Here is a 26,199-nt window from a genome sequence, read left to right as displayed (position 1 = left end):
ATTGTTGCGGGAATCACATTCCGCTTCGCTTCGATTCTCGGGTAGAATGTCGGTATTCACTTAGTTCTTTCCTCGAATACATGCGGCAACATGATTCGAATCGTTTTGTGGACTGCCCCGACATGGATCTGATCACCGTGTCGGGGCGTTTTCGTGTGCAGGTCTCTCCGCCGTGTATTGTGGGGACAACATTCTTCAGCTCTCTCGGGCTTGTCACCCGAGTGTGGAATGTGGCTTTGTCGACCTTTCCAGAGGGATCGATTACCGAGTTGCCTCATCTGCGAGACTTTCGAGTTCGCAGGTGAGGCAACTCGCGTTTGTGGGTCAATCCCAGCGGCCTGGGTGTGGAATCAAACCCAGGGTGTACTCAAATCCCGGTACGCCGCCGTAGCGAGTCTCCCGGATTTTCAGCAGACCAGTTTGTACCAGTGCATCGAGATGAATTTCCAGGGCGCGGCTTCGCATGAAATGCATTTCCTTGGTAAGCGTCTTCCGGCGTACCCGCGCAGTCAGGCTGTCTTCCTTCACGTGCCGAAGGATGCAGCAGTACAGCGAGAAGGCCTGCGTTGATAGCTGTCCTGATCCAACCAAGTCGAGCACCTCAAGCTGTAGAAGAATCTTTCTCCGCGTCCCAAGCTGATCACGAAACTCGGGCATTCGATCTTTCATGGCGGATTCGAGAACCTCAATATCCTCTAGCGTCATCATGCCGCCCAATCACGTCCGGGGCAGGGCGCCAAGCCAATGGTGTAGAGATTGGCCTTGTGTCCAGTGCCGTATTTACCGAACTGGTATTCCACCCGGAGGAGGCCCACATATTCCAACTCGCGGATGTAGCGATCGACAGATGCAGTGTGGAGCAGCCCCAGTTTCTTGGCTAAATCCTTGCGCGGGGCGCTGACCTGCAACGTCCCGGCATCGACAAGTTTCAGGAAGGTGACGTAAAGCTGGAATGCACGCATCGAGATGAAGCCTTCGCCCATAAGATCGAAGATTTCGCAGGTAGCGAGATTCTGGTCAGGTGAAGTCTCCCGAGCCCTTCGAAAGCTGGGCAGCATCAGCTTTTCGCGGGCCTTGGCTGCACGGGATGCGGCGTTGTTGTCGTACGTGAAGGTGGTCATTATTTGTTCCGTCACGAAGCTTCGTTGACGTTTTGAGATTCCTTGTTGTGCAAGGGTTTACCCGCAAAGAGAGCGGATGCGATGGTCTCGAACTGAGCCTGGGTCATAGGCGGAGAGGAAGCGACCAGCTTCTCGGCAGCGGCAAGTGTCTCGGGGCTGAGGGCCACGGTTGTTCCTATACTGCGATTCGTTCCAATGGCACTGCCCTGCTCGGCTGATGGCGCAAGCGAGGGCGTGAGATTGTGCAGTGGTTAAGCGATCGGCAGCGGTGATGCAATTCAGTCGGGGGCAGTTGGTACGTGCGGCCTCGAGCTGAAGGTCGTGATGTCGGTGTTGTTGTTAGCGGTTACGGGTGAACATTGCGAGTACGGTTTCGGCTTCGATGCGCCATTCGCCACCGCCGACGCGGTAAGCCGTAATCTGCTTGTTCTCGATCCAGGAGTAGATCGTTCGCCTGGTTACCCCGGCCATCTGTGATGCTTCGAGCGCGGAAATAAGGTTGGTGCTATTCAAGATTGTTATCTCGTTCTGTGGATGTGAGGTTGAGTGCCTCGGAGATGTTCGGCTTTCCATATGATCCATCACTGCGCCTCGGAGCACAAGGTGTTTTGAGGGAAAATACTTTTGTCTGCTAACGAAATGGTGTCTGATCTGCGAATATATCGATAAATTTTCTTTGATGGAAAGCGTCCTTCCAAGCGTGCAAAGAATGGATCCAAGGGAAAGCAAACACCTTGCGGAACCGAAATTATCTGGGAAAATGTAAGTAGTGGCATAGAAGCGCGACCAGGAGTCGCGGCACTAATCCATAGCTTTGACGCTCCGGGCGAGCGCGTGTTAGGTCCAGGTTGATTTTCACGACAAAAGCGATCCCCTTTTACTTCTGTCGTTTCAAGGACTTATCATGTCGATGTTTACTGCCAATAGCGGCGCAATTCTTACCCCTGCTCAGATCGATGAGCTTCTCGTAAAGCCTGTCATGGCAATGTCAGTTGCCCTACAGGTCGCCCGTATTGTTCCCTGCGAGTCATCCTCGCTGCGACTTCCCGTCGTGAATGAAGATCCTTCGGCGGGCTGGTACGCAGAGGGAACTGAAATCGGCGTCACGGATATGGTTGTCGACCAGGTAAATGTGGCCTTTCATAAACTCGCAGGTCTGTCGGTCGTCTCCAATGAACTGATCGCTGACTCTTCACCTGAAGCCTCTGCCCTTGTAGGTGAAGGTTTGGCCCGCGACATCGCACGCAAACTTGATGATGCATTCTTCCGTGATGGTGCAACCGTCGCAAACTCACCTGCTGGCCTTGGTGTGCAGTCCGGTGTTGCGGCAGTCGATGCAGGTGCCGCGTTCACCAACCTCGACCCATTCGAGGCGGCGATCTCCAAGGTCGAGACCGTTGGTGCAAACGTCACGGCTTTCGTGGTCAACCCGACCACTGCGCTCAGTCTTGCTGTCCTGAAGACAGCTACAGGTTCGAATTCGAATTTGCTTTCGGTTGATCCGACTATGCCGACTCGTCGCATGATTTCCGGTGTGCCACTGTATGTTTCGCCATCAGTTGCCGATGGCACCGTATGGGGAATCGCCGGTGATCGTGCAGTAATTGGTATGCGCAAGGATGTGGCTGTGGAGAGTGACACCAGTGCGTTCTTCACCTCAGACCGCACCGCGATTCGTGGCATCATGCGCGTAGGCCTGGGCTTCCCGCACACCGCCGCCATCGCGAAGATCACGTTGAGTGCACCGTGAGTCGATACGTCCGACCCGTGAAGCCACGTGATGCAATCGAGGTAGAGGTTGCACCCGGACGACTTATCTACGATCAAGTACGCAAGCAGCAGGTCGGTCGAGGAGAGCGAGTACTGGTGCATCCGGCGATGGTCGATATTTGGATTCGGAATGGCTGGGTTCGACTGCCAGAAGTTGACGACAACACTGAGCAAGCTGTCGATCCCGAGCCTGTGAAGCGTTCACGTCGAGTTAGCAGAACGCCGTGATCTGCGACATGTCGCGATGATGTGACCGCCTGATTTCATCTCCAAGCTATCCCGTGACACCGCCCGTCGCATCCCGTCAGGTAAGGCGTTGACATGCTGTTATGCGCGACATGAATCTCCTGTACCTGACACTCACATGATTGATCGGTGTCGACCTTGCTGCGACTCGGATACGAGGTGACGCAAGATGCGAGGGCTGGGGAGCCCCTCACCGGCACCGATCAGTACAACTTCACGTCACATCGTCTGTGGTGGACAAGTGACGTGACGATCACCAGCAATTACATCGAGACATATTCTCCCTCGATGTTCGAGCGCCGATGATCTGAGCGAGGGCGATGGACCGCCCCAGCTCCAAGAAACCCCCAACCCCGATGTTGCGATGTTCATCAGGGTTGGGGGTTCACTTGTCTCCGCACTACCGATACCTCGAGTTACTCGCGGCTGCCATGCATGTATTCCTGGATTCGTTTGATTTCAGCGCGATCCTCGGGGTCGTTCGCCAGTCGCTCACCTTCGTCGCGAAGCTCCTGACACCGTTTCTCGCGCTGTTCCTTGGCGAGTTCAGGGTCACTCACCAGCAAACTGATCGATTGAATCTTTTTCCAGATGGCGTTGGGCACCAGCCATGCGCTCTGTCCACCGGACTGGAGTAACGCCGGTACCTGTTCATTGTTGACCTGCTCGATCAGGGCTGTCAGGTCAGGATCGCTCACATTCTGCATGTGTTGATACTTGCAGTCCGATTGTCGGATGGTCGAAAAACAAAAAACCTCGATATGTCTGGGGCTTCGAACCGCTCAGCGCAAACGTCGGTTTCGAATCGCTGGGGATTCATAAACTCAGATCAAACTCGGCCATCACTGCTCGGGAGTGGTGGGGGAGGGAGCCCCCTGGCCGGTGTGTTCTTTCCCCCGCACTGCTCTGTGGGTCGCAAGATTTCAAACACCACTACAAATTTTTCGGGCCGGGGAAGGCCATGTCGGAAGGCCTTTTGGAGGCGATACTGAAGTGATATTCGCAGGTCAGGAATCTATTCTAGCATCTGCCGGTCTGGAACTCGAGTTGTGCGAAGTGGTATTCCTGGGACGGAATTCTCGGATCAGTGCGTGAATGGTCCACTGCCTGAGCCTGGACGCATTCTGGACGCAAACTGGACGCAAACTGGACGCATTCTGACGGCCAACTATCCGCATTCTGTCCACAAACTGTCCACAAACTGTCCGCATTCCTGCGTCATTCCTGCGTCATTCCTGCGTCATTCCTGCGTCATTCCTGCGGTGTCCCCGGTCTCACTGCGTCGAAGTATTTGTCGAGATTCTGTCGAGAATTTGTCGAGAATAACTGGTTGGGATTCTTGGGGAGCGGAATGGGCATGTCCCGCTTAGGGAGTTGGGGACATATCCCGCTTTGGCAGTTGGGCTTGAGCGGTGATGGTGCTGAGGAGGATGATGCCGCCCAGTGCGAGTGGGACGAGGCCGCGCTTATCCATGGGTCCTTGTTCGCAGTGGCTGGAATAGATACCGCTACATACCTCTGGTCGATTCGACCCGTCAACTACGAGCAGTCCCAAGGCGATGAGGATGATGCTGGCGGCTGCTGTGTAGAGACCGGTGATAACTGCGGACTGGTTATGGTTCATGTGTGATTTGTACCAGACTGTCCGGTTTTGTAATCGGGTCGAGTTGCATCTACGAGCTTGCTGGTGGGCTACTCCGCCTTCTGTTCGCAAAGTGGCCGCTCTGGGGGTTTATGCGGAATTCTGACGGTGCTGTGCCTCATACTCCCAGGATGGCCGATGAGACGCGACCCGCTTTTGAGCTGTCCTACGAGACTTACCAGTACTGGAAGATTGATCGGGAGCGAAGGCGACGGGGTGTTGTGCTTCGGTCAGGTGAGGAGCAGTGGAGTGACATTCCAGCTGATGACGGGATTCTCGATTCTCAGATGGCGATGACAGTTTTCGACTGGGAGAAGTGGTGGACTTGGAACTTGACTCTGCGTGGCGATTGGCTGGCGGCTGAGGTGTACAGCCCGATCCCAGATGATCCGAAAAAGGGTCGTACCACGGTGTACCTAGATCAAAACCATTGGAGCACATTAGCTCTCGTGCGTGTTGATCCAGATAGTGTGACAAAGAGGTCGGAGATTGGACCGGCTGAAGAGTTGATCGAGTTGGCAGCCGACGGTGGGGTGATTTTGCCACTATCGGCAGGCCATCTTGTGGAGACAGGCAGGTTGTATGACGACAAGCGGTACAACCTGGGCCTTGTCATGGCGGACCTCGCGAATGGTTGGCAAATGCGACATCCGCTCGCGCTTCGGAAGTTCGAGTTTGCGCAGGCGCTGGGGCGAGAGTTGGGGCGTCAGGTTCCTTCGCTCGCGAACAGACAGGCGATTACTCTGGAGCCCAACGCCTTGCTCGACAACGAGCCGGATTCTGGACCATTGCCAGTAGATGACCCCGCATTCTTCCTTCAGGCCATCAGTTCGTCCAGCATCACTATGGAATCGTTGCTAGATCCGAAAGCCGATCCGCGCTTCGAGCCTGAACAATGGCTAGCTGACAACAAGAGTTTTGCCGAAGCTCTGACCTCTTCTCCGGCTTCACAGGCGGAGAAGAAGATAGTTTCGCGTGTGCGGACGCTGATCAGCCTACGAGAAGAGATGTTGGCCGGTTTGGGCCTTCTGGGGGCAAGTGCGTCGGATTTCAACATGACGGACTCCAAGACGGTCTCGAAATTCCTGAGATCGATGCCGATGATCGATGCGTATGCGCACGTCAACATGGTGCGGCACATCGACCGTAATTGGATGTGGAACGATCCTGGCGATTTGATTGACATGGTTTATCTTTCTGCGGGAGCCGCGTATGCCGATTTTGTAGTTGCGGAGGGTGCGACGGGTACGCATTTGCGTCAGTACCAGATGGCGATGAATAAGCCGGTTACGGTGCATACCACGCTTGAGTCGCTCGTGAAAGCCATCCGAAATTCAGGAGTCACGACTGCGACAGAACGGGAGCGGGCCGCAATTTCCACCTGACGCAGGTCACAGTGGTTACTACATCTCCAGGGATTCCGAACGGAGTGAACGCCATAGCCTCGGAACCTCCCAAGACGACCTCCCAAATTTCCGCTGACCGTTGTTCCGCTCCACGACGAGTAGCCCCTCACACCTGAGAGCGTGAGGAGCTGTTCGTTGACCTCCTAGTCGATGATCAGTCAGCCGGGAAGCTCCTCGAACCTGGTTCCGGGGATTGTCAGCACTTCAACAGGATGCGGCTGGTTTACGTCGGGCTCGCGCAGATAACGACGTGGTGCGTGGATGGTTGTGCCCTGTTCGAGAGAACGGCGGGCAGGGGATTGACTTCCGTCGATCAGGTTTGGCTACCTTGAGACGTAGTGCGGTTCAATCGAATACAGGGCTTGGAGGCCGCTGCTGTAAACCGCGTGGAATCCGCTGTCGAACGCGATCAGGGTTACGGTGCCGTGGCCAATGCCAGCCCGATCTGCGTGGTTACGAACCCAACTAAGTGCGGTTTCGTAGGACTCAGTTGCGCCGAGCGAGGCTTGTGCGTCGCCGGTGCCGGTTGAAATGAGGTACCAGTCGGCGGGTCTTCCGCGTCGGACCTGGCGCTCCTCGCGACTTCCGAAGTTCGTTAGTGTGTGAACATCGGATGCGGGAACGAAAACTATAAGCTTCTCGGTGGCTGCATCTACGAGGTCAATACCCTCGGTGCGAACCTGGTCGACGATGAAGATCGTGCCTTCGTGGACCACTCTGTCGTGAGCGTTTAAGGTATGGGTCAGGCGCATATCGGAACCTCTATTCCGGTTGTGCTTAGGCTCTGGCTAGAGGAGTGCAATCCTCGTCGGAGCCGTCTCTTCTGTTATGTGTGAAGTTGCTGCACTGCGTGTTGCCTGGACAGTTTCCGACTTGGCGGGTGAATCAACGCCGGGCCCCGATCAGGTTGCAACGGCACTCGATTTCCGAGACAGGGGATTTCAGTGAGCACACATGATCCGCGACAGCTCGCCTGGGCGTACTTGTCCGCGGTTGCACAAGGGCCGAGCGTTCACTTGGCCGCGTTGGTCGAGCACCTCGGCGTCGAGGAGACGGCACGGGCCGTGAAATCCAGGGATCTGCCGCCGTCATTGGAGGAGAAGACCCGGGCTCGGGCGCATATCGACACTGCGCAACGCGATCTGGACCTGATGGCGGCGATGGGAGGAAGGTTGGTAACTCCGGATTCCCCGGAATGGCCGTCATGGCGACTTCTCCCGTTCAACGATCTCGACGTGGCAGCAGGTGAAGTCCCACCATTTGTTCTGTGGGTCTTGGGTTCTCGTGATCTGACGGAACTGACGGAGAGATCTGTCGCGATTGTCGGAACGAGGGCGTCGACGGCGTACGGTGAGCACGTGACCGCTGAGATAGCCGGTGACTTGGCAGTGGACGGATGGACGGTGACGTCGGGCGCAGCTTTTGGTATTGACGGCGCAGCGCATCGAGCAGCAATGGGAGTAGGTGGCACCACGGTTGCTGTGTTGGCGTGCGGAGTGGACCGCGCCTACCCGTCCGGTCATGCTCGATTACTGCGCCAGATCGTGAGTTCCGGAGCGGTGGTGAGCGAATACCCGCCGGGGACTACTCCGGCCAAGTTCAGATTCCTTGCCCGGAATCGACTGGTCGCTGCGCTGTCCGACGGGGTGGTCGTGGTTGAAGCGGGATGGCGAAGTGGTGCGAGGAACACGGCTAATTGGGCGCGGAAATTAGGTCGCCCGGTAATGGCAGTGCCCGGACCGGTGACATCATCGTCGTCTGCCGGCTGTCACAGAATGATTCGTGAGGGAGAGGCATATCTTGTTGCGAACGCGGTCGACGTCGTAGAAGTTTCCGGACCGTTCGGTGTTCTGAATTCAGAGCAGGACGCTGCCGCGGTTCGCGACATCGACTCGTTGACCGGTAATTCTCGACTCGTGTACGAGGCATTACCAGGAAGCGGTTCACGAAGCACAAATGAGTTGTCCGAGGCATCTGGGCTGCTGATTTCCCAGGTTCGTGCAACACTTCCACTGCTCGAGTTGGAGGGTTTTATCGACTCTGACGGAAGCGGGTGGTTTCGTACGAAATAGGCGTTGTGCAGTGGGTCTATTTTCGGCGTGATGGTGTGATCGGTCATTTGCCAGATCGTTGGCACAATGTTGTGTAGCGTGTCGGTTGGTTCTTCGAAAGACTGTTTATCGGCACGTCAGAGCGGTGCGGTGGGGCGCTGCACCGAATGAGAGGGGCGGCAGTTCAGGTCGGACTGTGCGGTAGGTTACGAATGCCGCTCGCGTGTCTCAGGAATGTCTCAGGTTGATGTGCTGATTTGCCGATTAGTCAGTATCGTCCAGAAAGGTGCGGGTTTCCATGTCGCGCCCGGTGGTCGAAATAGATTGCGCGCCAATGCTGTAGCGCTGGATCGAGGTAACTCGATGTCGCAACTTATCGTTAATGCAAACCGCCGAGTCTGTTCGGTTTGTTTTTCGGTTCTGTGGGCATCTTTGTTATTGCTATGGAATTCTGTGTATTGTGAAGCGAAAGCAAATCGATCATTGAAAGAGGAGTGCAATGGCTGAGAAGCTGATTCGGCAACTCATTGACGACCTTGATGGTAAGCCGATCGACGATGGTTTCGGTGATCGAATTGAGTTCTCGTACCAGGGAACCGATTATGTGATCGACCTCCGGGCAACCAATGCGGAGAAGTTCGACGCAGCAGTCAAGCCGTTCGTTGATGCTGCAGCCAAGGTATCTGCACGTCGCGGCAAGAAGGCGCAGCTCCCATCTACGCAGGCTACATCGGGTTCTGGGCGTTCCAAGGAGACCTTGCAGGCTATTCGTGACTGGGCAGCAAAGAACGGTTACGAGGTCGCACCGCGCGGTCGTATCAAGGCAGAGATTATCGACGCATTCGATGCTGCTCACTAGAGCACATTGACCTTCGCTGGCACTTCACGGATTCCGTGGAGTGCCAGAGTTGTTTTTACTCTTTCTTTGCTGGCAGTGCCTCCGAATGAGCGAGTTGATCGCTGAAGTGAGGAATTGTCCTTTCTTTGGCAATGATTCTTCATTCGGGTTGGTCGGTTTTCAGTCGATTAATTAGGTCATCGGAATCGGTATGTATCGCTGAGCGACGCTCACTGGCGTGGGTTGTCTTGGAATCAGCTTTCGGCCGCCACGCTCGCCATCCTGTACTCTACTTAGGTAACACTAACTTTGGAAGGATGTGGCTGTGGCCAAGCCGACGACAACCCTGACAGTTTTGCGAACTCAGAAACTGACTCCACACATGGTCCGCGTGTTCCTGGGAGGTCCGGGATTCGACAACTTCGCACCTAGTGAGTTCAGTGATTCGTATGTGAAAATCGAATTCGAGACACCGGAAGGTCAGGCTCTTCGGACCTATACCATCCGAAGTTACGACAGTAGTGCTCGCGAGATCGCGATTGATTTTGTTGTTCACGGGGACATCGGGATCGCTGGACCGTGGGCCGCATCAGTGGAAGCGGGCGCCAAGATAACAATCCGTGGGCCCGGCGGTGCCTTCGCGCCGGCAGAATCAGCCGATTGGCACCTCTATGCAGGCGATGAAACCGCCATTCCGGCAATATCAGCTTCCGTCGAGAGACTTTCGGGCGACGCGATCGGGTATGTAGTCGTCGAAGTTGGTAGTGCCGACGACGAGATTGCTATCAATGCACCGAATGGTGTTTCTGTGAAGTGGGTCCATCGAGGTGCGTCCTCGGACGCTGTTTCCGATGAATCCGCAGGCGACAATTCGCCGATTGTCACAGCAGTGAGAAACCTCGAATGGTTGCCGGGAAATCCGCAGGTATTCATTCACGGCGAAGCGCAGGCTGTCATGCATAATCTGCGCGCCTACGTCCGGAAGGAACGTGGAGTGCCGGCAGGTTCCGCGTCGATCTCGGGCTACTGGCGGCGTGGGCGCACGGAAGAGGGATTCCGGGTGTGGAAGTCGGAACTGGCAGCGGTTGAACGTTAGTTCGCAGCATCGGCCTTGCGGGCGAACAGCGCCAACGAGAGGGCCGCGAGTAACCCGAATGTCGGTATTGCGATGGCCATCGGTACGGCGGTATCCGGGCCCGCGATACCGACTAGTGGTGACACTGCTGCAGCCAATCCGAACTGACCCGCGCCCATCAATGCCGAGCCGGTTCCGGCTGCAGCAGTGACCTCGCCTTGTGCGAGCGCTGTCGCGTTGCCCATGATAAATCCGATGCTGGATACCGAAACGAACAGCGGAATGAGTAACGCGGCCGGGTTGGTTGAGTTGAAAAGCGCTGCAGTACAAAATAATACAGCTCCTGAGATTGTCAGCAGAGCAACTCCGAAGTTCAAGAGGGTGCGTGCGCTCAGGCGGCCGAGCAACCTCGCTGTGATTGTGGCCGCCGCGACCATTCCCACTGCGTTCACCGCAAACACCATCGAAAACTGTGAAGGGGTCAAGCCCAGGACGTTCTGCACGACAAACGGTGAAGCGGCGATGTAGGAGAACAGGGCACCGAACCCGAATATGAAGGCCAGTGCGTAGCCGAGATAACGACGGTTTCCGGTGACATAGCCTAGGTTGGCGACGAGCGCCTTCAACCCGCCGCCGTGTCGACGCTCTGGCGGCAATGTTTCCGGAACGAGTGTGAGCACGCCGGCAACCATGACTGCGCCTGCGGCTGTCAGCACCCAGAAGATGCCTCGCCAACCAACCGGACCGAGCAGTACTCCACCGAGCAGTGGGGCAACGACTGGAGCGACGCCGCCGATGATCATCATGATGCTGAACAGTTTTGCCGCTCCGTTGCCACGGGCGCGATCGGCGATGCACGCGCGTGCGAGCACGATCGCAGCCCCGCCACTGAGGCCCTGGATCAGACGTGCACCGATCAGGAATTCGATGTTGGGTGCTAGAGCGCATGCCGCGCTTGCCAGCGTGGTGATCGCCGCGGCGCCGAGCAGAAGGCGTCGACGCCCTATTCCGTCGGAGATCGGTCCGATGATGAGCTGGCCGATTCCCAGTCCGGCCATGAATGTTGTCAGCGTCAATTGGACACTGGCAGCGGATGTATCGAGTGACTCGGCCATGATGGGAAGTCCTGGCAGATACATGTCGGTCGACAGTGGCGCTATTGCTGAAATCAGGGCAAGGATGCATAGCATTTTCAAGGGAATTGCTCGGTTCACCGGCCAACCCTATCGGCGAGGGTGCTTGAAGTTTCACGCGAGGCAGGCAACCTTATGAAGATGAGTGACGAATTACCGCGAGCGCTGTCGATCCACCTCGACGCGTATGCGGAGCATCTGAGGCTGGGGCGTGGACGGTCGGAGCACACCATCCGTGCGTACGTCGGCGATGCACGCTCGCTGTTGGAACACCTTGCTGCGCAGTCGACTGGAACCGATCTGGATGCTCTGGACCTTCGGGTGCTTCGTTCCTGGTTGGCACAGCAGTCCGCTGCCGGGACCGCGCGGACAACGGTGGCACGCCGCGCGTCTTCGGCGCGCGGATTCACCGCGTGGCTTGCGCGGACCGCGCGCATCGAGGTTGATCCCGGGGTGCGACTCGCTGCGCCACCGGCTAGACGAACGTTGCCAGTCGTCTTACGTCAGAATCAGGCGATCGAGGCGATGGAAGCGGCGGAAAGTGGAGCGCAACAACATGATCCGATAGCTCTACGTGACCGGCTCATCGTGGAATTGTTGTACTCCACAGGAATTCGAGTCGGAGAACTGTGCGGCCTCGACATCGAATCGGTAGATGCGAACCGCCGATTGTTGCGAGTGCTCGGCAAGGGAAACAAAGAGCGTTCGGTGCCCTACGGCGTGCCGGCCGAATCGGCCATCGAACAATGGCTCGGGGTTGGCAGGCCACTGTTGGCATCGGAAAAATCGGGTAGTGCGCTGCTGCTGGGAAAGCGCGGCGGGCGGCTCGATCAACGCCAGGCGCGGTCGGTCGTGCACGAAACCGTCTCAGCTGTTCCGGGAGCGCCTGATCTATCGCCGCACGGTTTGCGGCATTCGGCAGCGACACATTTGCTGGAAGGTGGAGCTGACCTGCGTGTCGTACAAGAGCTGCTGGGACACGCGAGTCTGGCGACTACTCAGTTGTACACCCACGTCTCGGTGGAGCGTCTGCGCGCAGTCCACGATCAGGCGCATCCGCGAGCCTGAAAAGCTCGTCGAACGAGAGTTCCTCCGAGCCATTTGGTAGCGTCGAGACTCGGAAGGGCGGACCATCGGCACGGTTGGCACAATCGCGCTGCACCGCTCGTTGCTACGCAATATCCGGGGGAATTGTGAATCGCACAGATGTCGAACACCTGCCACAGACCGGGGAACCGGCGTGGATTGCCGAAGCAGTTCCGGTTGTAGCTGCGCCCGCCGCGCCGCCCGAAGCGCGAGTGTGGCCGCAGGACTCCTGGTCGGCCCCGCCCCCGATTTCGAACCAGATGAGCCAACAGCAAGTTACCAATCAAGATTTGGTAGCTGAAGCATTACTGAAGCGGTCCCGGCGAACGCCTCGCGGCGGGTGGCGACGTGGTGTTCACCGCGCGACCGGCGGATACGTCAACCTGGGGGAGTCCACCTCGGACCAGCGTCAACGCGCGTTGGTCGAGCGAATTGAACAACCGATACGGAACGACTACCGGATTGCACTCCTTTCTCTCAAGGGCGGCGTCGGAAAGACGACAGTCACCGTGGGTCTTGGATCGACCTTTGCTTCTCTTCGCGGAGATTGTGTTGTTGCCGTCGACGCCAACCCGGATTTCGGAACGCTGGGACAGCGCGTGCCGCTCCAAACCCGTTCAACTGTGCGCGATCTGATTGCATCGAGACCGGATATCAAGAGCTACTCGGACGTGCGCGCCCACACCTCCCAGGCGCCCAGTCGGCTCGAAGTTCTCGCGAGTGAACAGGATCCGGCGATCTCCGAGGCGTTCAGTGAGGACGACTATCGCCAGGTCATCGACATCCTGCAGGTGTACTACAACATCATCCTCACCGATTGCGGCACCGGCATCATGCATTCGGCCATGTCCGGGGTGCTCGATCTGGCCAACTCGCTGGTCCTGGTCAGCTCGCCCGCAGTTGACGGTGCAAGAAGTGCTGCCGCCACTCTGGACTGGCTGCAACTACACGGATACGGGCATTTGGTGGAACGAACCGTAGTTGTCATCAGCGCCGCTCGGCCGGGTTCGAGCGTCATCGACATGGACGCGCTCACTGACTACTTCATGCGACGGTGCCGAGCGGTGACGGTTGTGCCATTCGACGAGCATCTCGCCGAGGGGTCGGTCATGGACCTGGAACTGCTCCGTCCGGCAACCAAGCGGGCCTTCATGGAGCTGGCCGCGATGGTGGCGGATGATTTTGCCGATGCAGCGGGCCGCCACGCTGTTGCCGAGTGGCGCTGAGCGTTCCCTAGCGTCCCAGCGGTTTGAGTCAGCGTCCCAGCGGTTTGAGTCGCAGCGGCCGGTCATGGATAAGGCCGAGCGGATCCAGGTAGGTGCGATCGCGTCGTAGCCCCCAATGGAGACAGGCGGCAACAGCGCAGCCTTCGTGCCCGGGCTCGAGAGTGCCGATCACCGTCCCGAGGCCAACGCGGTCGCCCGCCGATACCACTGCGGTGACAGGTTCGTATGTGGTGCGCAATCCGCCGATGTGGTCGATGGACACCACTGGTTTGCCGGCAACCTGTCCGGCGAACACCACAACCCCGGGTCCGGCGGCAACTACGGCCTGTCCGGTCGAACCGGCCAGGTCGACCCCGCGATGTCCGGGCAACCAGTTCTTTTCGGGGTTGTCGAAGGTCCTTTCCACTCGCGGCCTTGGCATGAGTGGCCAATCGAACCGGTCTGCGGCGTCGGCGAGAGTCGGCCCGGCGCCGATCGTCACGGCAGTAACTCCGCACAGCACCAGGATTGTCCGGCGGATGGAATTCACTAGGGGCATCACTTCAGCCTGCAGTGCGCGTCCGCAGTGAAGGTGCAGATCAGGATGGTTTTCCACAGGTTCGGATTCCATCCACAGGTTTGATTCGGCACTGGCGTTGTAGTGCTGGTTATGGCATTGCGAGGCAAGGACGTACACTTGTCGAGCGGTCTGTGTTCGCACAGTCCGACTTCGCGCGCCCGCGCACGTTTTTTCGGCCTTCGGCTGGTCCTGTATTTCCGGATACGGGTCCGACGGCCGTGTGGGCGCCAGGGCGCAGTGCCACCGGCACCGCGCAGCAACCGAATGTGAAAGAGAGAACAACAATGCCTGTTGTAACTATGCGACAGATGCTTGACAGCGGTACCCACTTCGGGCACCAGACCCGTCGTTGGAACCCGAAGATGAAGCGTTTCATCTTGACCGACCGCAACGGCATCTACATCATCGACCTCCAGCAGACGCTGACGTACATCGACAAGGCGTACGAGTTCGTCAAGGAGACCGTTGCCCACGGCGGCACCGTCCTCTTCGTCGGCACCAAGAAGCAGGCGCAGGAATCCATCGCTTCTGAGGCAACCCGCGTCGGGATGCCTTACGTCAACCAGCGCTGGCTCGGCGGCATGCTCACCAACTTCACCACCGTCCACAAGCGTCTCATCCGCCTCAAGGAGCTCGAGGCAATGGAGCAGACCGGTGGATTCGAAGGTCGCACCAAGAAGGAAATCCTCATGCTCACGCGTGAGATGACCAAGCTGGATCGCACCCTCGGTGGTATCCGCGACATGGCCAAGGTTCCTTCCGCTGTGTGGGTTGTCGACACCAACAAGGAGCACCTGGCAGTTGCCGAGGCTCGCAAGCTGAACATCCCGGTCATCGCGATCCTGGACACCAACTGCGATCCTGACCTCGTCGACTACCCGATCCCGGGCAACGACGACGCGATTCGCTCCGCAGCGCTGCTCACCAAGGTTGTCGCTTCCGCTGTGGCCGAAGGCCTGCAGGCGCGTGCCGGACTGAGCGCCGACAAGGACGCGAAGCCCGAGACCGGCGCTGGCGAGCCCCTCGCAGAGTGGGAGCAGGAACTGCTTTCACAGGCAGCTCCGGCCGCAGAAGCAGCTCCGGCTGCTGAAGCCCCCGCTGCAGAGGCTGAGGCCCCCGCCGCAGAGGCACCGGCCACCGAGGCCTGATTCGTCGAAACCGGCCCTGACCAGAGTTCCTGTGGTCAGGGCCGTTTCACCGTTAGGCCCGTGCTTCATATTTAGTCCCTGGTCCGAAACAGACATATGAGGAGGCTCGCTAACCATGGCGAACTACACCGCCGCTGACGTCAAGCGGCTCCGTGAGCTCACCGGCTCCGGAATGATGGCGTGCAAGAACGCACTCGTAGAATCCGATGGCGATTTCGACAAGGCTGTCGAGCAGTTGCGCATCAAGGGTGCAAAGGATGTCGGAAAGCGCGCAGAGCGCACCACGGCTGAGGGTCTCGTTGTCGCCAAGGACGGCGTCATGATCGAGATCAACTGCGAGACCGACTTCGTTGCCAAGAACGAAGAGTTCATCAAGCTGGCCGACGAGATCGTGACCGTCGCCGCTGCAGGTAAGCCTGCTGACCTCGCAGCCCTCAAGGCACTCGAGCTCGACGGCAAGACCATCGAGACCGTCATCGCCGAGCAGTCCGCGAAGATCGGCGAGAAGCTCGAACTGAGCCGCGTCGCAACATTCGACGGCCCCGTTGCCGTGTACCTGCACAAGCGCAGCTCCGACTTGCCGCCCGCTGTCGGCGTTCTCGTCGAGTACACCGGTGAAGGCGACGCTGCTGCTGAGGCTGCTCGCGGCGCTGCAATGCAGGTCGCAGCACTCAAGGCCAAGTACGTCACGCGTGACGAGGTTCCCGAGGAGATCGTCGCTTCCGAGCGTCACATCGCCGAAGAGACCGCCCGCGCAGAAGGCAAGCCCGAGCAGGCTCTGCCGAAGATCATCGAAGGCCGCGTCAACGGTTTCTTCAAGGACGTCGTGCTGACCGAGCAGTCTTCGGTTACGGATTCCAAGAAGACCGTCAAGGCGATCCTCGACGAGAACGGCGTGACCATCAAGCGCTTCGTGCGTTTCGAGGTCGGCGCCTCCGCTTAATCCGGAGCCCGTGCACATGGACCCCGCCAGAAGAGCAATGCTCATCCGGCGGGGTCTACGTGTACCTGGGGCCTCCGATGAGGCAGGATAAGAGTGCCTTCGGGAGCAGTCCCGGAAGATTGTTGTGTCGCCGGATCAAGTCGGCGATCGAATAAGGACTTATGGCCTACGGGTCTTGTATCGAACTGAGGAGAACAATGTCCGAACCAGCCAACGAACGTCCAGGATTCAAGCGGGTCCTGCTCAAACTCGGCGGCGAAATGTTCGGAGGCGGCAAGGTCGGACTCGACCCCGACGTGGTCACGAAGGTGGCTGAACAAATCGCGGAGGTCGTTCGATCAGGCGTGCAGGTAGCTGTGGTCATCGGCGGCGGTAACTTCTTCCGCGGCGCCGAACTGCAGCAGCGCGGACTCGACCGCGCGCGTTCCGATTACATGGGCATGCTCGGCACGGTCATGAACTGCCTGGCTCTGCAGGATTTCCTGGAGAAGGAAGGCGTCGACACCCGAGTGCAGACCGCGATCACGATGGGACAGGTTGCCGAGCCGTACCTGCCCCTGCGCGCACGCAGGCACCTCGAGAAGGGCCGCGTTGTCATCTTCGGTGCGGGTATGGGAATGCCGTATTTCTCCACCGACACCACCGCCGCGCAGCGCGCTCTGGAAATCGGTGCCGAGGTTGTTCTGATGGCAAAGGGCGTCGACGGCGTTTTCACCGCGGACCCGCGTCTCGATCCGACGGCAACGATGTACGACCAGATCACGCACCGCGAGGTCATCGAGCGGGAACTCAAGGTTGCCGACGCCACTGCGTTCAGCCTGTGCATGGACAACTCGATGCCGATCATGGTGTTCAACCTTCTTACCGAGGGCAATATCGCACGTGCGGTGTCCGGTGAGAAGATCGGAACACTGGTCAAGTCGTGAGCGACTCCCACGATCCGCTCGAAAATTCGACAGTGAACGACATGAATCAGAACGACATGGAGGAACAGCCGTGATTGATGAAGCGCTCTTCGAAGCCGAAGAAAAGATGGAAAAGGCTGTCGCGGTAGCCAAGGACGATCTCGGCTCGGTACGCACCGGCCGCGCTAACCCGGGCATGTTCTCTCGTATCGTGATCGACTACTACGGTTCGATCACTCCGATCACGCAGCTCGCGAGCATCAACGTTCCCGAGGCGCGCATGGTGATCGTGAAGCCGTACGAGTCTTCACAGCTGAACGCCATCGAGACGGCCATCCGCAACTCGGACCTCGGCGTCAACCCGTCCAACGACGGCAGCATCATTCGCATTTCGGTTCCGCAGCTCACGGAAGAGCGTCGTCGCGAGCTCGTGAAGCAGGCCAAGTCGAAGGGTGAGGATTCCAAGGTCACGCTCCGCAACATTCGTCGCAAGGCGATGGACGAGCTCAGCCGGATCCAGAAGGACGGCGATGCAGGCGAGGACGAAGTCGGCCGCGCAGAGAAGGAACTCGACAAGACCACGGCCAAGTACGTGCACACTGTCGAGGAACTGGTCAAGCACAAGGAATCGGAGTTGATGGAGGTCTAGACCTCCTCGCTTTCGTGTTTGTCGGTCGGTAGCAGATCAGGGAGTTTGGGTGCACGCACAAGAGGGAACCGCCGGCGGTCCCGTCACGGACGGGCCGACGGGGGGCGCTGTTGGCGCGCAGCAGCCGAAGTCGAAGGCGGGCAGGAATCTTCCTGCCGCCATCGGCGTCGGAGTTGGTCTCGGCGCATTGGTCATCGGGACATTGATCTTCCTGCCACCGGGCTGGATTGCCGTCGTGGCGATTGCGATGTTCATCGCGACGTGGGAAGTTGCGACACGGCTTCGGGAAGCGGACATCGAAGTTCCACGGATCCCGTTGCTTGTCGGCGGTCAGGCAACGATCTGGCTCGGCTGGCCATGGGGCCCGGTTGGCGTGATCGGCGCTTTTACCGCCACGGTTCTGGTGTGCATGGTGTGGCGCCTTTTCGATCACGGACTCAAAGCCACTCCGAAGAACTTCCTGCGGGACACGTCGATCACGGTGTTCGTGTTGGCGTGGATCCCGCTCTTGGCGTCGTTCGGCGCTCTGATGGTTCTCGAAGACGACGGACCCGGTCGCGTGTTCGTCCTCATGATCGGCGTCGTGTGTTCCGACGTCGGTGGCTACGCCGCAGGCGTTCTGTTCGGGAAGCACCCCATGGTCCCGGCGGTCAGCCCGAAGAAATCCTGGGAGGGTTTCGCGGGGTCGATGATCTTCTGCGTAATCGGCAGCCTGCTGTCGGTGACGCTGATTCTCGACGCCAATTCGATGATCGGTGTCCTGCTCGGCGTTGTTCTGGTCATCGTCGCCACGGTCGGTGACCTCATCGAGTCGCAGGTCAAGCGCGAACTCGGAATCAAGGACATGGGCACGCTCCTGCCCGGTCACGGCGGCATCATGGACCGTCTGGACTCGCTGTTACCGTCCGCATTCGTGACCTGGTTGATCCTGTACGCACTCGTGTGATCGAACGCAGCGTGACACCGATTCCCAGTCCGAACATCTGGCATTGGCCCGACGTGTACGAGGTGGAGAATCGTGCGCAGGACGTCGACGGCGCAATCTGGACGGCGATGTGTGCGGCTGTGGACTGGGCGGATCGTGACGTCGTGGACGTCGGCTGTGGGGCCGGTTTTCATCTGCCGGAGTTCGCGCGCACTGCGCGCCGGGTGGTCGGGGTCGAGCCGCACACGCCTTTGGTGCGATTGGCCCAGGATCGAACTCGCGACGACGCGAAGATCGACGTCGTTGCCGGGTCTGCCGAGTCGACCGGTCTGGCGGATTCGTCCGTCGATGTCGTTCATGCGCGCACGGCGTACTTCTTCGGGAAGGGCTGTGGCCGGGGCATCGCCGAGGCGATGCGAATCCTCAGGCCCGGGGGCGCATTGGTGATTGTCGATCTCGATGTCGGTGCGTCGCCGTACGGCGACTGGATGCGGGCCGATCTGCCCAAGTACGACCCGGCCGCAGTGGAAGCATTCTTCGTGGCTCAGGGATTTTCACTGAGCCGGGCTGACACCCGATGGGAATTTCGGAATCGGGACGATATGCGCAAGGTTCTCGGGATCGAATTCACCGAGAAAACTGCAGCGCGCGCGTTCTCGTCGGTGTCGGGTTTGTCGTTCCCGGTGCGCTATCGCGTGCACGTCCGATTCAAGCCGCGATCGTTGGAATTGCTGTGAATCTCTTCAGAAAGTCGCACGTCAGGCGCTCTTCATGAGCATGAGCGCCTGACGCATTCTGCACCGATTCAGAACTATGCCGAAATTAGTTCTGAGTCGGGATGTGGAAGAGGGTTGCCAGGGCGTGAATCTTCTTTGCCTTGGCCAGCCGCGGCAGGTCACTGCCATCACGTACGCGTGAGCCGTCCTCACCGAGATCGTCGATGACGTCCTGGGCCCAGGCGGCGTCGGCAACGGAGGGGCTCAAACCTGTGTTGACGGGTTCTGTTTGTGCCGGCGTCATGCAGAGCTTGCCTGCCATTCCGAGTGACAGCGTGATCGCACAATCGCGCGACAGCAGATCAAGGTCGGTACCCAACGTCGGGCCGTCGATGGGAGCGGCGATCCGGGCGGCACGGCTCGCGATGGTGAGCCGTGAGCGGGGATAGGACATGGATGTGGGGGAGTCGTCCATCCCGGTGTCGCGGCGGAAGTCGCCACTACCGAATGCCAGTCGGAACGTGCCCTCGGTTCGAGCGATTTCCGGTGCTGCCTCCAGTCCGACTGCCGATTCGACGAGAGCAAGAATCTTCGTGCCCTCTGGGAGGCGTTCGGCGGTGGCGTCTACCTGCTGACCGCTTTCGGTCTTCGCGAGCATGACGCCTTCGAGCCCTTGGAGGCCGGACAGCGCGGCGAGGTCCTCTTCCCAGAAGGGTGTGGTGGCGTCGTTGATACGCACCCAGGCACGGGCATGCCCGCTCAGGAACGCGACGACGTCTTCTCGGGCCTTCGGCTTGTGTGCCGGGGCGACCGCGTCCTCGACATCGAGAATCACGGCATCTGCAGCGCTGTTCAGCGCGGCGGTGAAGGTGTCCGGTTTGGACGCGGGGACAAGTAGCCAGGATCGCGCTTGTTCAGGTGCGATCCGCATGGTCACAGGTCTCTCCATGTGAGTGGTCACAGCAGGTCCTTTCCGGTGATTTGTACGACACCAATGATGCCTGGCAGACCACCGATCGACCCAATTGCGTAACTAGATTTCAGTCACAGCTGACGTTTGGCCGCGCGGCGAATCTGAACAATCCGGACACCGCCGGCAAGGGCCATGATGAGGGCGCCGGCAATCGCCGCCAGCAGGATGGTGATCCCGAGTGGGAAATCCAGTTGCCACGCCAGGATTTCGACCGACACGTTCTCGAGATTCTGCAGGATGAAGACAAGTAGCAGGATCAGCACAATTGCACCGATGACCAGGCCAACCCACGTTGTTGCCGCGCGAGTTCGGTCGGTGACGGCAGTTCCGGTGGGAGTCGGCGTGGGTTCTACTGGCGGCGCCGGGTCGTGTTTCTCCACGGCCGCCGTGTCATCGGTGGCGGGGAGTTGTGGGTCGGATCCGAACCCGTCGGCGGGTCCGTACACGGGTGCGTTCGAGGGATCCTCTGGTGTGCTCGACATGAGTTGATCATCACGCAAGAAGCACGAACATGCACGGGTTCTCGGCGCTCAATCGGGCCGAAGTAGGGGTGAACGCCAAATCAATGGGAGAATGGTGTAACTATGGCTGCCTCTCTTCCCCTCGTTTTCAATGCACCCAAGCGCGGAATGCCTCCTCGGCACCTCGCTGACCTCGACTCCGACGAGCGCAAAGAGGCGGTCAAGGAGCTCGGGTTACCGGCATTCCGGGCCGATCAGATCGCCCGCCAGTACTACGCCCGCCTCGAAGCTGATCCCGAGAAGATGACGGATCTGCCCGCAGCGGTGCGCGAGAAGGTGGGGGACTCGCTCTTCCCGAGGTTGCTGACACCCGTCAAGCATCTCGCGTGCGATGCCGGCGATACTCGCAAGACGCTATGGAAGGCGCACGACGGCACGCTTCTCGAGAGCGTCCTCATGCGGTACCCGGATCGCGCGACGCTGTGCATCTCCAGCCAAGCCGGCTGCGGAATGGCCTGCCCGTTCTGCGCCACCGGTCAGGGCGGCCTCGATCGCAACCTGTCGACGGCGGAAATCGTCGACCAGGTTCGCGACGCCGCTGCTGCCATGCGCGACGGTGAAATTGCGGGCGGACCCGGCCGTCTCTCCAATGTCGTCTTCATGGGAATGGGTGAACCGCTGGCCAACTACAAGCGTGTTGTCGCGGCCGTGCGTCGCATCACGTCACCGGCACCGGACGGACTCGGACTGTCTCAGCGATCCGTCACCGTGTCGACGGTCGGCCTGGCCCCGGCAATCCGCAAACTCGCCGACGAAGGCCTGAGCGTCACGCTGGCGGTGTCCTTGCACACTCCTGACGACGAACTGCGCGACACCTTGGTGCCGGTCAACAACCGGTGGTCGGTGGCTGAGGTTCTGCAGGCTGCGCGGTACTACGCAGATCAGACCGGCCGCCGTGTGTCGATCGAATACGCGATGATCAAGAACGTCAATGATCAGCCGTGGCGCGCGGACATGCTCGGCAAGAAACTCAAGAAGGCACTCGGAGGACTGGTTCACGTCAACCTGATTCCGCTGAACCCGACTCCGGGAAGTGAATGGGACGCGAGCCCGAAGGACGTCGAGCGGGAGTTTGTTCGCCGCGTCATCGCGCAGGGTGTGTCCTGCACGGTCCGCGACACCCGCGGCCAGGAAATCGCTGCCGCCTGTGGTCAGTTGGCTGCTGAAAACTGAAGTACCGCAACAAAAAACCTCCACGAACTCGAAGTTCGTGGAGGTTTTTTGTCTGCGTTGGTTATCGCGGGTGGCGACGGACGATCACGTCACGGATCAAGACGATCGCCATCAAAGCGGCGGTACCGATCAGCCACAGGTCTTCGACCTTGCCACTGTGATTGCCGATGATCATCAGGAGCAGGAATGCCGTGAAGAACCATCCGGCGATACGGAAAGTCTTGAGGCTTTCACCACTCCACCCCCATGCGGCAGAGGGAACCTCGGCCTCATCGACATGTGAGACCACGACGGGGGCGCTGGACTTGACGTCCAACTGGGTATCGGCCACGGTCGATCCTCCTGCTCAATAGGTTGCACTACTGCTCAATATGGTGACATACGACCGACCGTCGTACGTAGTGGGGCGTCGATAAGGTTGTTCTCAGGTGTTATCGGCAACAATGGATGCGTGCAGGAAACCACACCCACCCGCGTCCTTCTCCTCGGCAGCACCGGTTCCATCGGTACGCAGGCCTTGGAAGTCATCGCAGCCAACCCCGAACGGTTCGAGGTGGTCGGCTTGGCTGCGGGTGGCAACAACGTCGAGTTGTTGTCCGAGCAGATCAGGGCGACCGGCGTTACCGAGGTTGCGGTGGCGAATCCGGACGCCGCCGCCGCGCTCGACGGCGTAACTGCTCGATCGGGCCCGTCGGCCGCGGCGGAACTGGTTCGCGCCAGTGGAGCCGACGTTGTCCTCAACGCGTTGGTGGGATCACTAGGTCTGGAACCGACGCTGGCCGCTTTGGAGTCTGGCGCGCGACTGGCGCTGGCCAACAAAGAATCGCTGGTTGCCGGCGGCGCACTGGTGACCAAGGCCGCCGCACCCGGTCAGATCGTTCCGGTGGACTCCGAACATTCGGCACTGGCACAGTGCCTTCGCGGTGGCACCGCAGACGAGGTGTCTCGCCTGATTCTCACCGCATCCGGTGGTCCGTTCCGTGGATGGAGTGCCGATGCTCTTGAATCCGTGACACCCGAGCAGGCCGGTGCCCATCCCACGTGGTCGATGGGCCCGATGAACACACTCAACTCGGCGACGTTGGTGAACAAGGGGCTCGAATTGATCGAGACCAACCTTCTGTTCGGGATCGACTACGACCGCATCGACGTCACTGTCCATCCGCAGTCGATCGTGCACTCGATGGTCACGTTCTTCGACGGCTCCACCTTGGCGCAGGCCAGCCCGCCGGACATGAAACTCCCCATTGCGCTGGCACTGGGGTGGCCCGATCGGATTGCCGGCGCGGCATCGGCGTGCGATTTCACGAAGGCATCCACGTGGGAGTTCGAACCCCTCGACGAGACGGTCTTTCCCGCAGTCGCGTTGGCTCGTAGCGCGGGCAAGGCGGGCGGCTGTTTCACCGCGATCTACAACGCCGCCAACGAAGTTGCCGCGCAGGCATTTCTCGACGGCGTCATCACGTTCCCCACAATCGTCCGGACAGTGTCGGCAGTTCTCGACGACGCGTCGGAGTGGTCCGCAGAACCGACTACCGTAGACGACGTTCTGGCCGCAGACGGCTGGGCACGCACACGCGCGCGTCAGCTCGTGAAGCAGGAGGGCTAGAGCTTCCATGGTTTTTGCATTGGGCGTCATCCTGTTCGCCCTCGGAATCGGCGTGTCCATCGCCCTGCACGAAGCCGGCCACATGTGGACGGCAAAGGCGCTGGGCATGAAGGTCCGCCGCTACTACATCGGCTTCGGTCCCAAGATCTTCTCCTTCCGTCGGGGTGAGACGGAGTACGGCCTCAAGGCCTTGCCGCTCGGCGGTTTCTGCGACATCGCCGGAATGACGGCGCTCGACGAGATGACGCCAGAAGAAGAGCCGCACGCCATGTACAAGAAAGCGGCGTGGAAGCGCGTCGTTGTCATGTCCGGCGGTATCGCGATGAACTTCATTCTCGGACTGTTGCTGATCTACGGTTTGCTCCTCGGCTGGGGCACGCAATCCACGGATCCTGCTCCGGCTGTTGTCGAGAAGCTCTCGTGTGTCGCGCCGACGCAGTACGGCCAGGACCAGAATTGGGCGTTGGCGCCGTGCGAAGGAACCGGCCCTGCCGAAGCTGCCGGACTTGCCCCTGGCGATCGCATAACCGCGGTCGACGGAACACCGGTCGAGACGTTCAAGGAAGTGTCAACCGCAATCCGGGATACCTCCGGCACGGTGGATCTCACCGTCGAACGTGACGGCCAGATACTTCAGATTCCGGTTGCCGTGACCTCTGCCGAACGTTATGTCACGGGCGCAGGTAAGACGACGCCTGAGCTCACCAAGGTCGGGGCCGTCGGGATTGTCGGAGTCGAGCAGGCGCGGGAGAGCTACAACGTGTTCACGGCCGTTCCCGCGGCCTTCGACTACACCGGCACGATCATGGTCGAGTCGGTGAAAGCGTTGGCGGATATTCCGTCCAAGGTCGGTGCGCTGTGGGAGTCGGTCACCGGTGGTGAGCGGGCGCAGGACACACCGATCAGTGTCGTGGGAGCGAGCGTGATCGGTGGTGAAGCTGCGGACCGCGCTGAGTGGCCGACATTTGTCCTGCTGCTCGCGTCGATCAACTTCTTCCTCGGCGTTTTCAACATCCTCCCGTTGCTGCCACTCGACGGTGGACACATCGCAGTGGTTTTCTACGAGAAGATTCGCGACTGGTTCCGGGCCCGGCGCGGACTTATTGCCGGGGGACCGGTCGACTACACCAAGCTTCTCCCGATCACTTACGTCTTCATCGTGATCGGTGGCGCGTTCATGTTGCTGACACTCACAGCTGACATCGTCAATCCGATCAAGATTTTCTAAGGCTGTGTGATCAGCGCAATCGTTTCGAGGCGCTCGCACAACCACGGCCCGGCTAAACTTGCAGTGAAGCTATGAAAGTAGGCACAGACGTGACCACCCCCATCGGTTTGGGAATGCCCTCCGCACCCGCAGCGATTCTCGCTCCGCGACGCAAGACCCGTCAGTTGAAGGTCGGCAACGTGGGTGTGGGTAGCGATTTCCCCATCTCGGTGCAGTCGATGTGCACCACGAAGACGCACGACATCAACGCGACGCTGCAGCAGATCGCCGAACTGACCGCTTCCGGTTGTGACATCGTGCGCGTTGCCTGTCCACGCCAGGAAGACGCGGACGCTCTGGCGACCATCGCGAAGAAGAGTCAGATTCCGGTCATCGCGGATATTCATTTCCAGCCGCGCTACATCTTTGCCGCCATCGACGCCGGATGCGCCGCCGTCCGCGTCAACCCCGGCAACATCAAGGAATTCGACGGCCGTGTCAAAGAGGTAGCCAAGGCTGCCGGTGACGCGGGAATCCCGATTCGTATCGGCGTCAACGCAGGCTCGTTGGATCCTCGATTGATGGCGAAGTACGGCAAGGCTACTCCGGAAGCACTCGTCGAATCCGCGCTGTGGGAAGCCGGGCTGTTCGAGGAACACGGTTTCGGTGACATCAAGATCTCCGTCAAGCACAACGACCCCGTTGTGATGGTCGAGGCTTACCGTCAACTCGCTGCAAAATGCGACTACCCGCTGCATCTCGGTGTTACGGAAGCCGGTCCGGCATTCCAGGGCACCATCAAGTCCGCAGTGGCGTTCGGCGCTTTGCTGGCAGAAGGTATCGGCGACACCATTCGTGTGTCACTGTCCGCGCCGCCGGCTGAGGAAATCAAGGTCGGCAACCAGATCCTGCAGTCCTTGAATCTGCGTCCGCGCAAGCTCGAAATCGTGTCGTGCCCGTCCTGCGGACGTGCACAGGTTGACGTCTACACGTTGGCCGATCAGGTGTCTGCTGGTCTCGAAGGCATGGAGATCCCGCTGCGCGTGGCTGTGATGGGCTGCGTTGTCAACGGTCCAGGAGAAGCCCGCGAAGCCGATCTCGGAGTGGCGTCCGGCAATGGCAAGGGCCAGATTTTCGTGAAGGGTGAGGTCATCAAAACGGTGCCCGAAGCCATGATCGTCGAGACTCTCATCGAGGAGGCTATGAAGATCGCGGAAGCCATGGAAGGTGAATCTCCCGACGGCGCACCGGTTGTCACGGTGAGCTGATGAACCTGT

The 26,199-nt window shown here is 59.4% G+C and carries 30 protein-coding genes; 18 read left to right on the top strand and 12 right to left on the bottom strand.

The window, feature by feature from the left end; genetic code table 11:
* Window positions 1–324: 324 nt before the first annotated feature.
* The 4 genes from FEZ60_RS30995 to FEZ60_RS30980 form a co-directional block, all read right to left on the bottom strand.
* Entirely contained in the window at window positions 325–705 is a 381-nt protein-coding gene (locus FEZ60_RS30995) for a hypothetical protein (RefSeq protein ID WP_172937843.1), read from the bottom strand.
* Entirely contained in the window at window positions 705–1,121 is a 417-nt protein-coding gene (locus tag FEZ60_RS30990; protein WP_172937842.1) for a hypothetical protein, read from the bottom strand. Before FEZ60_RS30990 ends, FEZ60_RS30995 begins: the two co-directional genes overlap by 1 nt.
* 11 nt (window positions 1,122–1,132) lie before the next feature.
* A complete protein-coding gene (locus tag FEZ60_RS30985; protein WP_172937841.1) occupies window positions 1,133–1,288 on the bottom strand; it encodes a hypothetical protein in 156 nt (51 codons plus the stop codon).
* 172 nt (window positions 1,289–1,460) lie between these two features.
* Window positions 1,461–1,634 carry a helix-turn-helix domain-containing protein gene (locus tag FEZ60_RS30980; RefSeq protein WP_172937840.1) on the bottom strand — a complete coding sequence of 58 codons (174 nt, stop codon included), beginning with the start codon at window positions 1,632–1,634 and terminating at the stop codon, window positions 1,461–1,463.
* Between the two features lie 391 nt (window positions 1,635–2,025).
* Between FEZ60_RS30980 and FEZ60_RS30975 the strand changes: the two genes are divergently transcribed.
* Together FEZ60_RS30975 and FEZ60_RS30970 are read left to right on the top strand one after the other, a co-directional pair.
* On the top strand, window positions 2,026–2,871 hold the full coding sequence (locus FEZ60_RS30975; RefSeq protein WP_242484938.1) for a phage major capsid protein: 846 nt from the start codon (window positions 2,026–2,028) through the stop codon (window positions 2,869–2,871).
* Between the two features lie 395 nt (window positions 2,872–3,266).
* Window positions 3,267–3,443, top strand: coding sequence for a hypothetical protein (locus tag FEZ60_RS30970; protein WP_172937839.1), 177 nt, complete (start codon window positions 3,267–3,269; stop codon window positions 3,441–3,443).
* A 110-nt stretch (window positions 3,444–3,553) separates the two neighbouring features.
* On the opposite strand, the gene FEZ60_RS30965 is transcribed toward FEZ60_RS30970, so the two are convergent.
* Both FEZ60_RS30965 and FEZ60_RS30960 read right to left on the bottom strand, forming a co-directional pair.
* The gene (locus FEZ60_RS30965) at window positions 3,554–3,835 is read right to left on the bottom strand and encodes a hypothetical protein (RefSeq protein WP_172937838.1); all 282 of its coding nucleotides are present in this window, start codon (window positions 3,833–3,835) and stop codon (window positions 3,554–3,556) included.
* Between the two features lie 668 nt (window positions 3,836–4,503).
* Window positions 4,504–4,761, bottom strand: coding sequence for a hypothetical protein (locus FEZ60_RS30960; RefSeq protein WP_172937837.1), 258 nt, complete (start codon window positions 4,759–4,761; stop codon window positions 4,504–4,506).
* Window positions 4,762–4,910: 149 nt separating this feature from the next.
* Here FEZ60_RS30960 and FEZ60_RS30955 point away from each other — a divergent pair, with 149 nt between their 5' ends.
* Window positions 4,911–6,164 carry a hypothetical protein gene (locus FEZ60_RS30955; protein WP_172937836.1) on the top strand — a complete coding sequence of 418 codons (1,254 nt, stop codon included), beginning with the start codon at window positions 4,911–4,913 and terminating at the stop codon, window positions 6,162–6,164.
* 344 nt (window positions 6,165–6,508) lie between these two features.
* Here the strand turns inward: FEZ60_RS30955 and FEZ60_RS30950 are convergent, their stop codons facing one another.
* Window positions 6,509–6,937 carry a hypothetical protein gene (locus FEZ60_RS30950; RefSeq protein WP_172937835.1) on the bottom strand — a complete coding sequence of 143 codons (429 nt, stop codon included), beginning with the start codon at window positions 6,935–6,937 and terminating at the stop codon, window positions 6,509–6,511.
* 192 nt (window positions 6,938–7,129) lie between these two features.
* On the opposite strand from FEZ60_RS30950, the gene dprA reads away from it, so the two are divergent.
* The 3 genes from dprA (at window position 7,130) to FEZ60_RS30930 (ending at window position 10,170) form a co-directional block, all read left to right on the top strand.
* On the top strand, window positions 7,130–8,257 hold the full coding sequence (gene dprA, locus FEZ60_RS30940) for a DNA-processing protein DprA (RefSeq protein ID WP_033236529.1): 1,128 nt from the start codon (window positions 7,130–7,132) through the stop codon (window positions 8,255–8,257).
* 478 nt (window positions 8,258–8,735) lie between these two features.
* The gene (locus tag FEZ60_RS30935) at window positions 8,736–9,095 is read left to right on the top strand and encodes an Lsr2 family protein (protein WP_033236528.1); all 360 of its coding nucleotides are present in this window, start codon (window positions 8,736–8,738) and stop codon (window positions 9,093–9,095) included.
* A 304-nt stretch (window positions 9,096–9,399) separates the two neighbouring features.
* Complete coding sequence (locus FEZ60_RS30930) at window positions 9,400–10,170, top strand: siderophore-interacting protein (RefSeq protein WP_033236527.1); 771 nt, start codon at window positions 9,400–9,402, stop codon at window positions 10,168–10,170.
* On the opposite strand, the gene FEZ60_RS30925 is transcribed toward FEZ60_RS30930, so the two are convergent.
* Window positions 10,167–11,339, bottom strand: a complete 1,173-nt coding sequence (locus tag FEZ60_RS30925; RefSeq protein ID WP_172937865.1) for a multidrug effflux MFS transporter — start codon at window positions 11,337–11,339, stop codon at window positions 10,167–10,169. The genes FEZ60_RS30930 and FEZ60_RS30925 overlap by 4 nt on opposite strands.
* 78 nt (window positions 11,340–11,417) lie before the next feature.
* On the opposite strand from FEZ60_RS30925, the gene FEZ60_RS30920 reads away from it, so the two are divergent.
* The gene (locus FEZ60_RS30920; protein ID WP_095885986.1) at window positions 11,418–12,350 is read left to right on the top strand and encodes a tyrosine recombinase XerC; all 933 of its coding nucleotides are present in this window, start codon (window positions 11,418–11,420) and stop codon (window positions 12,348–12,350) included.
* 125 nt (window positions 12,351–12,475) lie between these two features.
* On the top strand, window positions 12,476–13,594 hold the full coding sequence (locus tag FEZ60_RS30915) for an AAA family ATPase (RefSeq protein ID WP_172937833.1): 1,119 nt from the start codon (window positions 12,476–12,478) through the stop codon (window positions 13,592–13,594).
* A 28-nt stretch (window positions 13,595–13,622) separates the two neighbouring features.
* On the opposite strand, the gene FEZ60_RS30910 is transcribed toward FEZ60_RS30915, so the two are convergent.
* Window positions 13,623–14,132 (bottom strand): peptidoglycan DD-metalloendopeptidase family protein, encoded by a 510-nt coding sequence (locus FEZ60_RS30910; protein ID WP_033236605.1) that lies wholly within the window; start codon window positions 14,130–14,132, stop codon window positions 13,623–13,625.
* A gap of 305 nt (window positions 14,133–14,437) precedes the next feature.
* Between FEZ60_RS30910 and rpsB the strand changes: the two genes are divergently transcribed.
* From rpsB to FEZ60_RS30880, 6 genes are all read left to right on the top strand, one after another.
* The gene (gene rpsB, locus FEZ60_RS30905; protein WP_033236523.1) at window positions 14,438–15,301 is read left to right on the top strand and encodes a 30S ribosomal protein S2; all 864 of its coding nucleotides are present in this window, start codon (window positions 14,438–14,440) and stop codon (window positions 15,299–15,301) included.
* Between the two features lie 115 nt (window positions 15,302–15,416).
* Entirely contained in the window at window positions 15,417–16,244 is an 828-nt protein-coding gene (gene tsf / locus FEZ60_RS30900) for a translation elongation factor Ts (RefSeq protein WP_033236522.1), read from the top strand.
* Between the two features lie 197 nt (window positions 16,245–16,441).
* Window positions 16,442–17,170 carry a UMP kinase gene (gene pyrH / locus FEZ60_RS30895; RefSeq protein WP_033236521.1) on the top strand — a complete coding sequence of 243 codons (729 nt, stop codon included), beginning with the start codon at window positions 16,442–16,444 and terminating at the stop codon, window positions 17,168–17,170.
* Window positions 17,171–17,240: 70 nt separating this feature from the next.
* A complete protein-coding gene (gene frr / locus FEZ60_RS30890; protein WP_033236520.1) occupies window positions 17,241–17,798 on the top strand; it encodes a ribosome recycling factor in 558 nt (185 codons plus the stop codon).
* 49 nt (window positions 17,799–17,847) lie between these two features.
* A complete protein-coding gene (locus FEZ60_RS30885; protein WP_172937832.1) occupies window positions 17,848–18,744 on the top strand; it encodes a phosphatidate cytidylyltransferase in 897 nt (298 codons plus the stop codon).
* Window positions 18,745–18,755: 11 nt separating this feature from the next.
* Window positions 18,756–19,460 (top strand): class I SAM-dependent methyltransferase, encoded by a 705-nt coding sequence (locus FEZ60_RS30880; protein WP_346343428.1) that lies wholly within the window; start codon window positions 18,756–18,758, stop codon window positions 19,458–19,460.
* Between the two features lie 85 nt (window positions 19,461–19,545).
* On the opposite strand, the gene FEZ60_RS30875 is transcribed toward FEZ60_RS30880, so the two are convergent.
* Together FEZ60_RS30875 and FEZ60_RS30870 are read right to left on the bottom strand one after the other, a co-directional pair.
* A complete protein-coding gene (locus tag FEZ60_RS30875; protein ID WP_095885989.1) occupies window positions 19,546–20,388 on the bottom strand; it encodes a CoA ester lyase in 843 nt (280 codons plus the stop codon).
* Window positions 20,389–20,483: 95 nt separating this feature from the next.
* Complete coding sequence (locus FEZ60_RS30870; RefSeq protein ID WP_072782454.1) at window positions 20,484–20,894, bottom strand: lipopolysaccharide assembly protein LapA domain-containing protein; 411 nt, start codon at window positions 20,892–20,894, stop codon at window positions 20,484–20,486.
* A 102-nt stretch (window positions 20,895–20,996) separates the two neighbouring features.
* Here FEZ60_RS30870 and rlmN point away from each other — a divergent pair, with 102 nt between their 5' ends.
* On the top strand, window positions 20,997–22,106 hold the full coding sequence (gene rlmN, locus FEZ60_RS30865; RefSeq protein WP_033236517.1) for a 23S rRNA (adenine(2503)-C(2))-methyltransferase RlmN: 1,110 nt from the start codon (window positions 20,997–20,999) through the stop codon (window positions 22,104–22,106).
* 61 nt (window positions 22,107–22,167) lie between these two features.
* Here the strand turns inward: rlmN and FEZ60_RS30860 are convergent, their stop codons facing one another.
* Window positions 22,168–22,437 (bottom strand): DUF2631 domain-containing protein, encoded by a 270-nt coding sequence (locus tag FEZ60_RS30860; RefSeq protein WP_033236516.1) that lies wholly within the window; start codon window positions 22,435–22,437, stop codon window positions 22,168–22,170.
* A gap of 120 nt (window positions 22,438–22,557) precedes the next feature.
* Between FEZ60_RS30860 and dxr the strand changes: the two genes are divergently transcribed.
* The 3 genes from dxr (at window position 22,558) to ispG (ending at window position 26,190) form a co-directional block, all read left to right on the top strand.
* Entirely contained in the window at window positions 22,558–23,715 is a 1,158-nt protein-coding gene (gene dxr / locus FEZ60_RS30855; protein WP_045067931.1) for a 1-deoxy-D-xylulose-5-phosphate reductoisomerase, read from the top strand.
* A 7-nt stretch (window positions 23,716–23,722) separates the two neighbouring features.
* A complete protein-coding gene (locus FEZ60_RS30850) occupies window positions 23,723–24,943 on the top strand; it encodes a site-2 protease family protein (protein ID WP_172937830.1) in 1,221 nt (406 codons plus the stop codon).
* An 89-nt stretch (window positions 24,944–25,032) separates the two neighbouring features.
* Window positions 25,033–26,190 carry a flavodoxin-dependent (E)-4-hydroxy-3-methylbut-2-enyl-diphosphate synthase gene (ispG, locus tag FEZ60_RS30845; protein ID WP_092808598.1) on the top strand — a complete coding sequence of 386 codons (1,158 nt, stop codon included), beginning with the start codon at window positions 25,033–25,035 and terminating at the stop codon, window positions 26,188–26,190.
* The last annotated feature ends 9 nt before the right edge of the window (window positions 26,191–26,199 follow it).

Origin of the sequence: Rhodococcus sp. MS16 (assembly GCF_013277795.1) — a bacterium.
GTDB lineage: Bacteria > Actinomycetota > Actinomycetes > Mycobacteriales > Mycobacteriaceae > Rhodococcus_F > Rhodococcus_F globerula.
This window is presented reverse-complemented; position numbering and strand designations above follow the sequence as displayed.

Coding starts and splice junctions, on each gene's coding strand:
- FEZ60_RS30975 (WP_242484938.1), top strand. CDS start 2,026: ATGTCGATGTTTACTGCCAATAGCGGCGCAATTCTTACCCCTGCTCAG.
- FEZ60_RS30920 (WP_095885986.1), top strand. CDS start 11,418: ATGAAGATGAGTGACGAATTACCGCGAGCGCTGTCGATCCACCTCGAC.
- FEZ60_RS30875 (WP_095885989.1), bottom strand. CDS start 20,388: ATGGAGAGACCTGTGACCATGCGGATCGCACCTGAACAAGCGCGATCC.
- tsf (WP_033236522.1), top strand. CDS start 15,417: ATGGCGAACTACACCGCCGCTGACGTCAAGCGGCTCCGTGAGCTCACC.
- rpsB (WP_033236523.1), top strand. CDS start 14,438: ATGCCTGTTGTAACTATGCGACAGATGCTTGACAGCGGTACCCACTTC.
- FEZ60_RS30870 (WP_072782454.1), bottom strand. CDS start 20,894: ATGTCGAGCACACCAGAGGATCCCTCGAACGCACCCGTGTACGGACCC.
- FEZ60_RS30910 (WP_033236605.1), bottom strand. CDS start 14,132: ATGCCCCTAGTGAATTCCATCCGCCGGACAATCCTGGTGCTGTGCGGA.
- FEZ60_RS30850 (WP_172937830.1), top strand. CDS start 23,723: ATGGTTTTTGCATTGGGCGTCATCCTGTTCGCCCTCGGAATCGGCGTG.
- FEZ60_RS30950 (WP_172937835.1), bottom strand. CDS start 6,937: ATGCGCCTGACCCATACCTTAAACGCTCACGACAGAGTGGTCCACGAA.
- rlmN (WP_033236517.1), top strand. CDS start 20,997: ATGGCTGCCTCTCTTCCCCTCGTTTTCAATGCACCCAAGCGCGGAATG.
- FEZ60_RS30955 (WP_172937836.1), top strand. CDS start 4,911: ATGGCCGATGAGACGCGACCCGCTTTTGAGCTGTCCTACGAGACTTAC.
- FEZ60_RS30995 (WP_172937843.1), bottom strand. CDS start 705: ATGACGCTAGAGGATATTGAGGTTCTCGAATCCGCCATGAAAGATCGA.
- FEZ60_RS30925 (WP_172937865.1), bottom strand. CDS start 11,339: ATGCTATGCATCCTTGCCCTGATTTCAGCAATAGCGCCACTGTCGACC.
- FEZ60_RS30960 (WP_172937837.1), bottom strand. CDS start 4,761: ATGAACCATAACCAGTCCGCAGTTATCACCGGTCTCTACACAGCAGCC.
- FEZ60_RS30990 (WP_172937842.1), bottom strand. CDS start 1,121: ATGACCACCTTCACGTACGACAACAACGCCGCATCCCGTGCAGCCAAG.
- pyrH (WP_033236521.1), top strand. CDS start 16,442: ATGTCCGAACCAGCCAACGAACGTCCAGGATTCAAGCGGGTCCTGCTC.
- FEZ60_RS30935 (WP_033236528.1), top strand. CDS start 8,736: ATGGCTGAGAAGCTGATTCGGCAACTCATTGACGACCTTGATGGTAAG.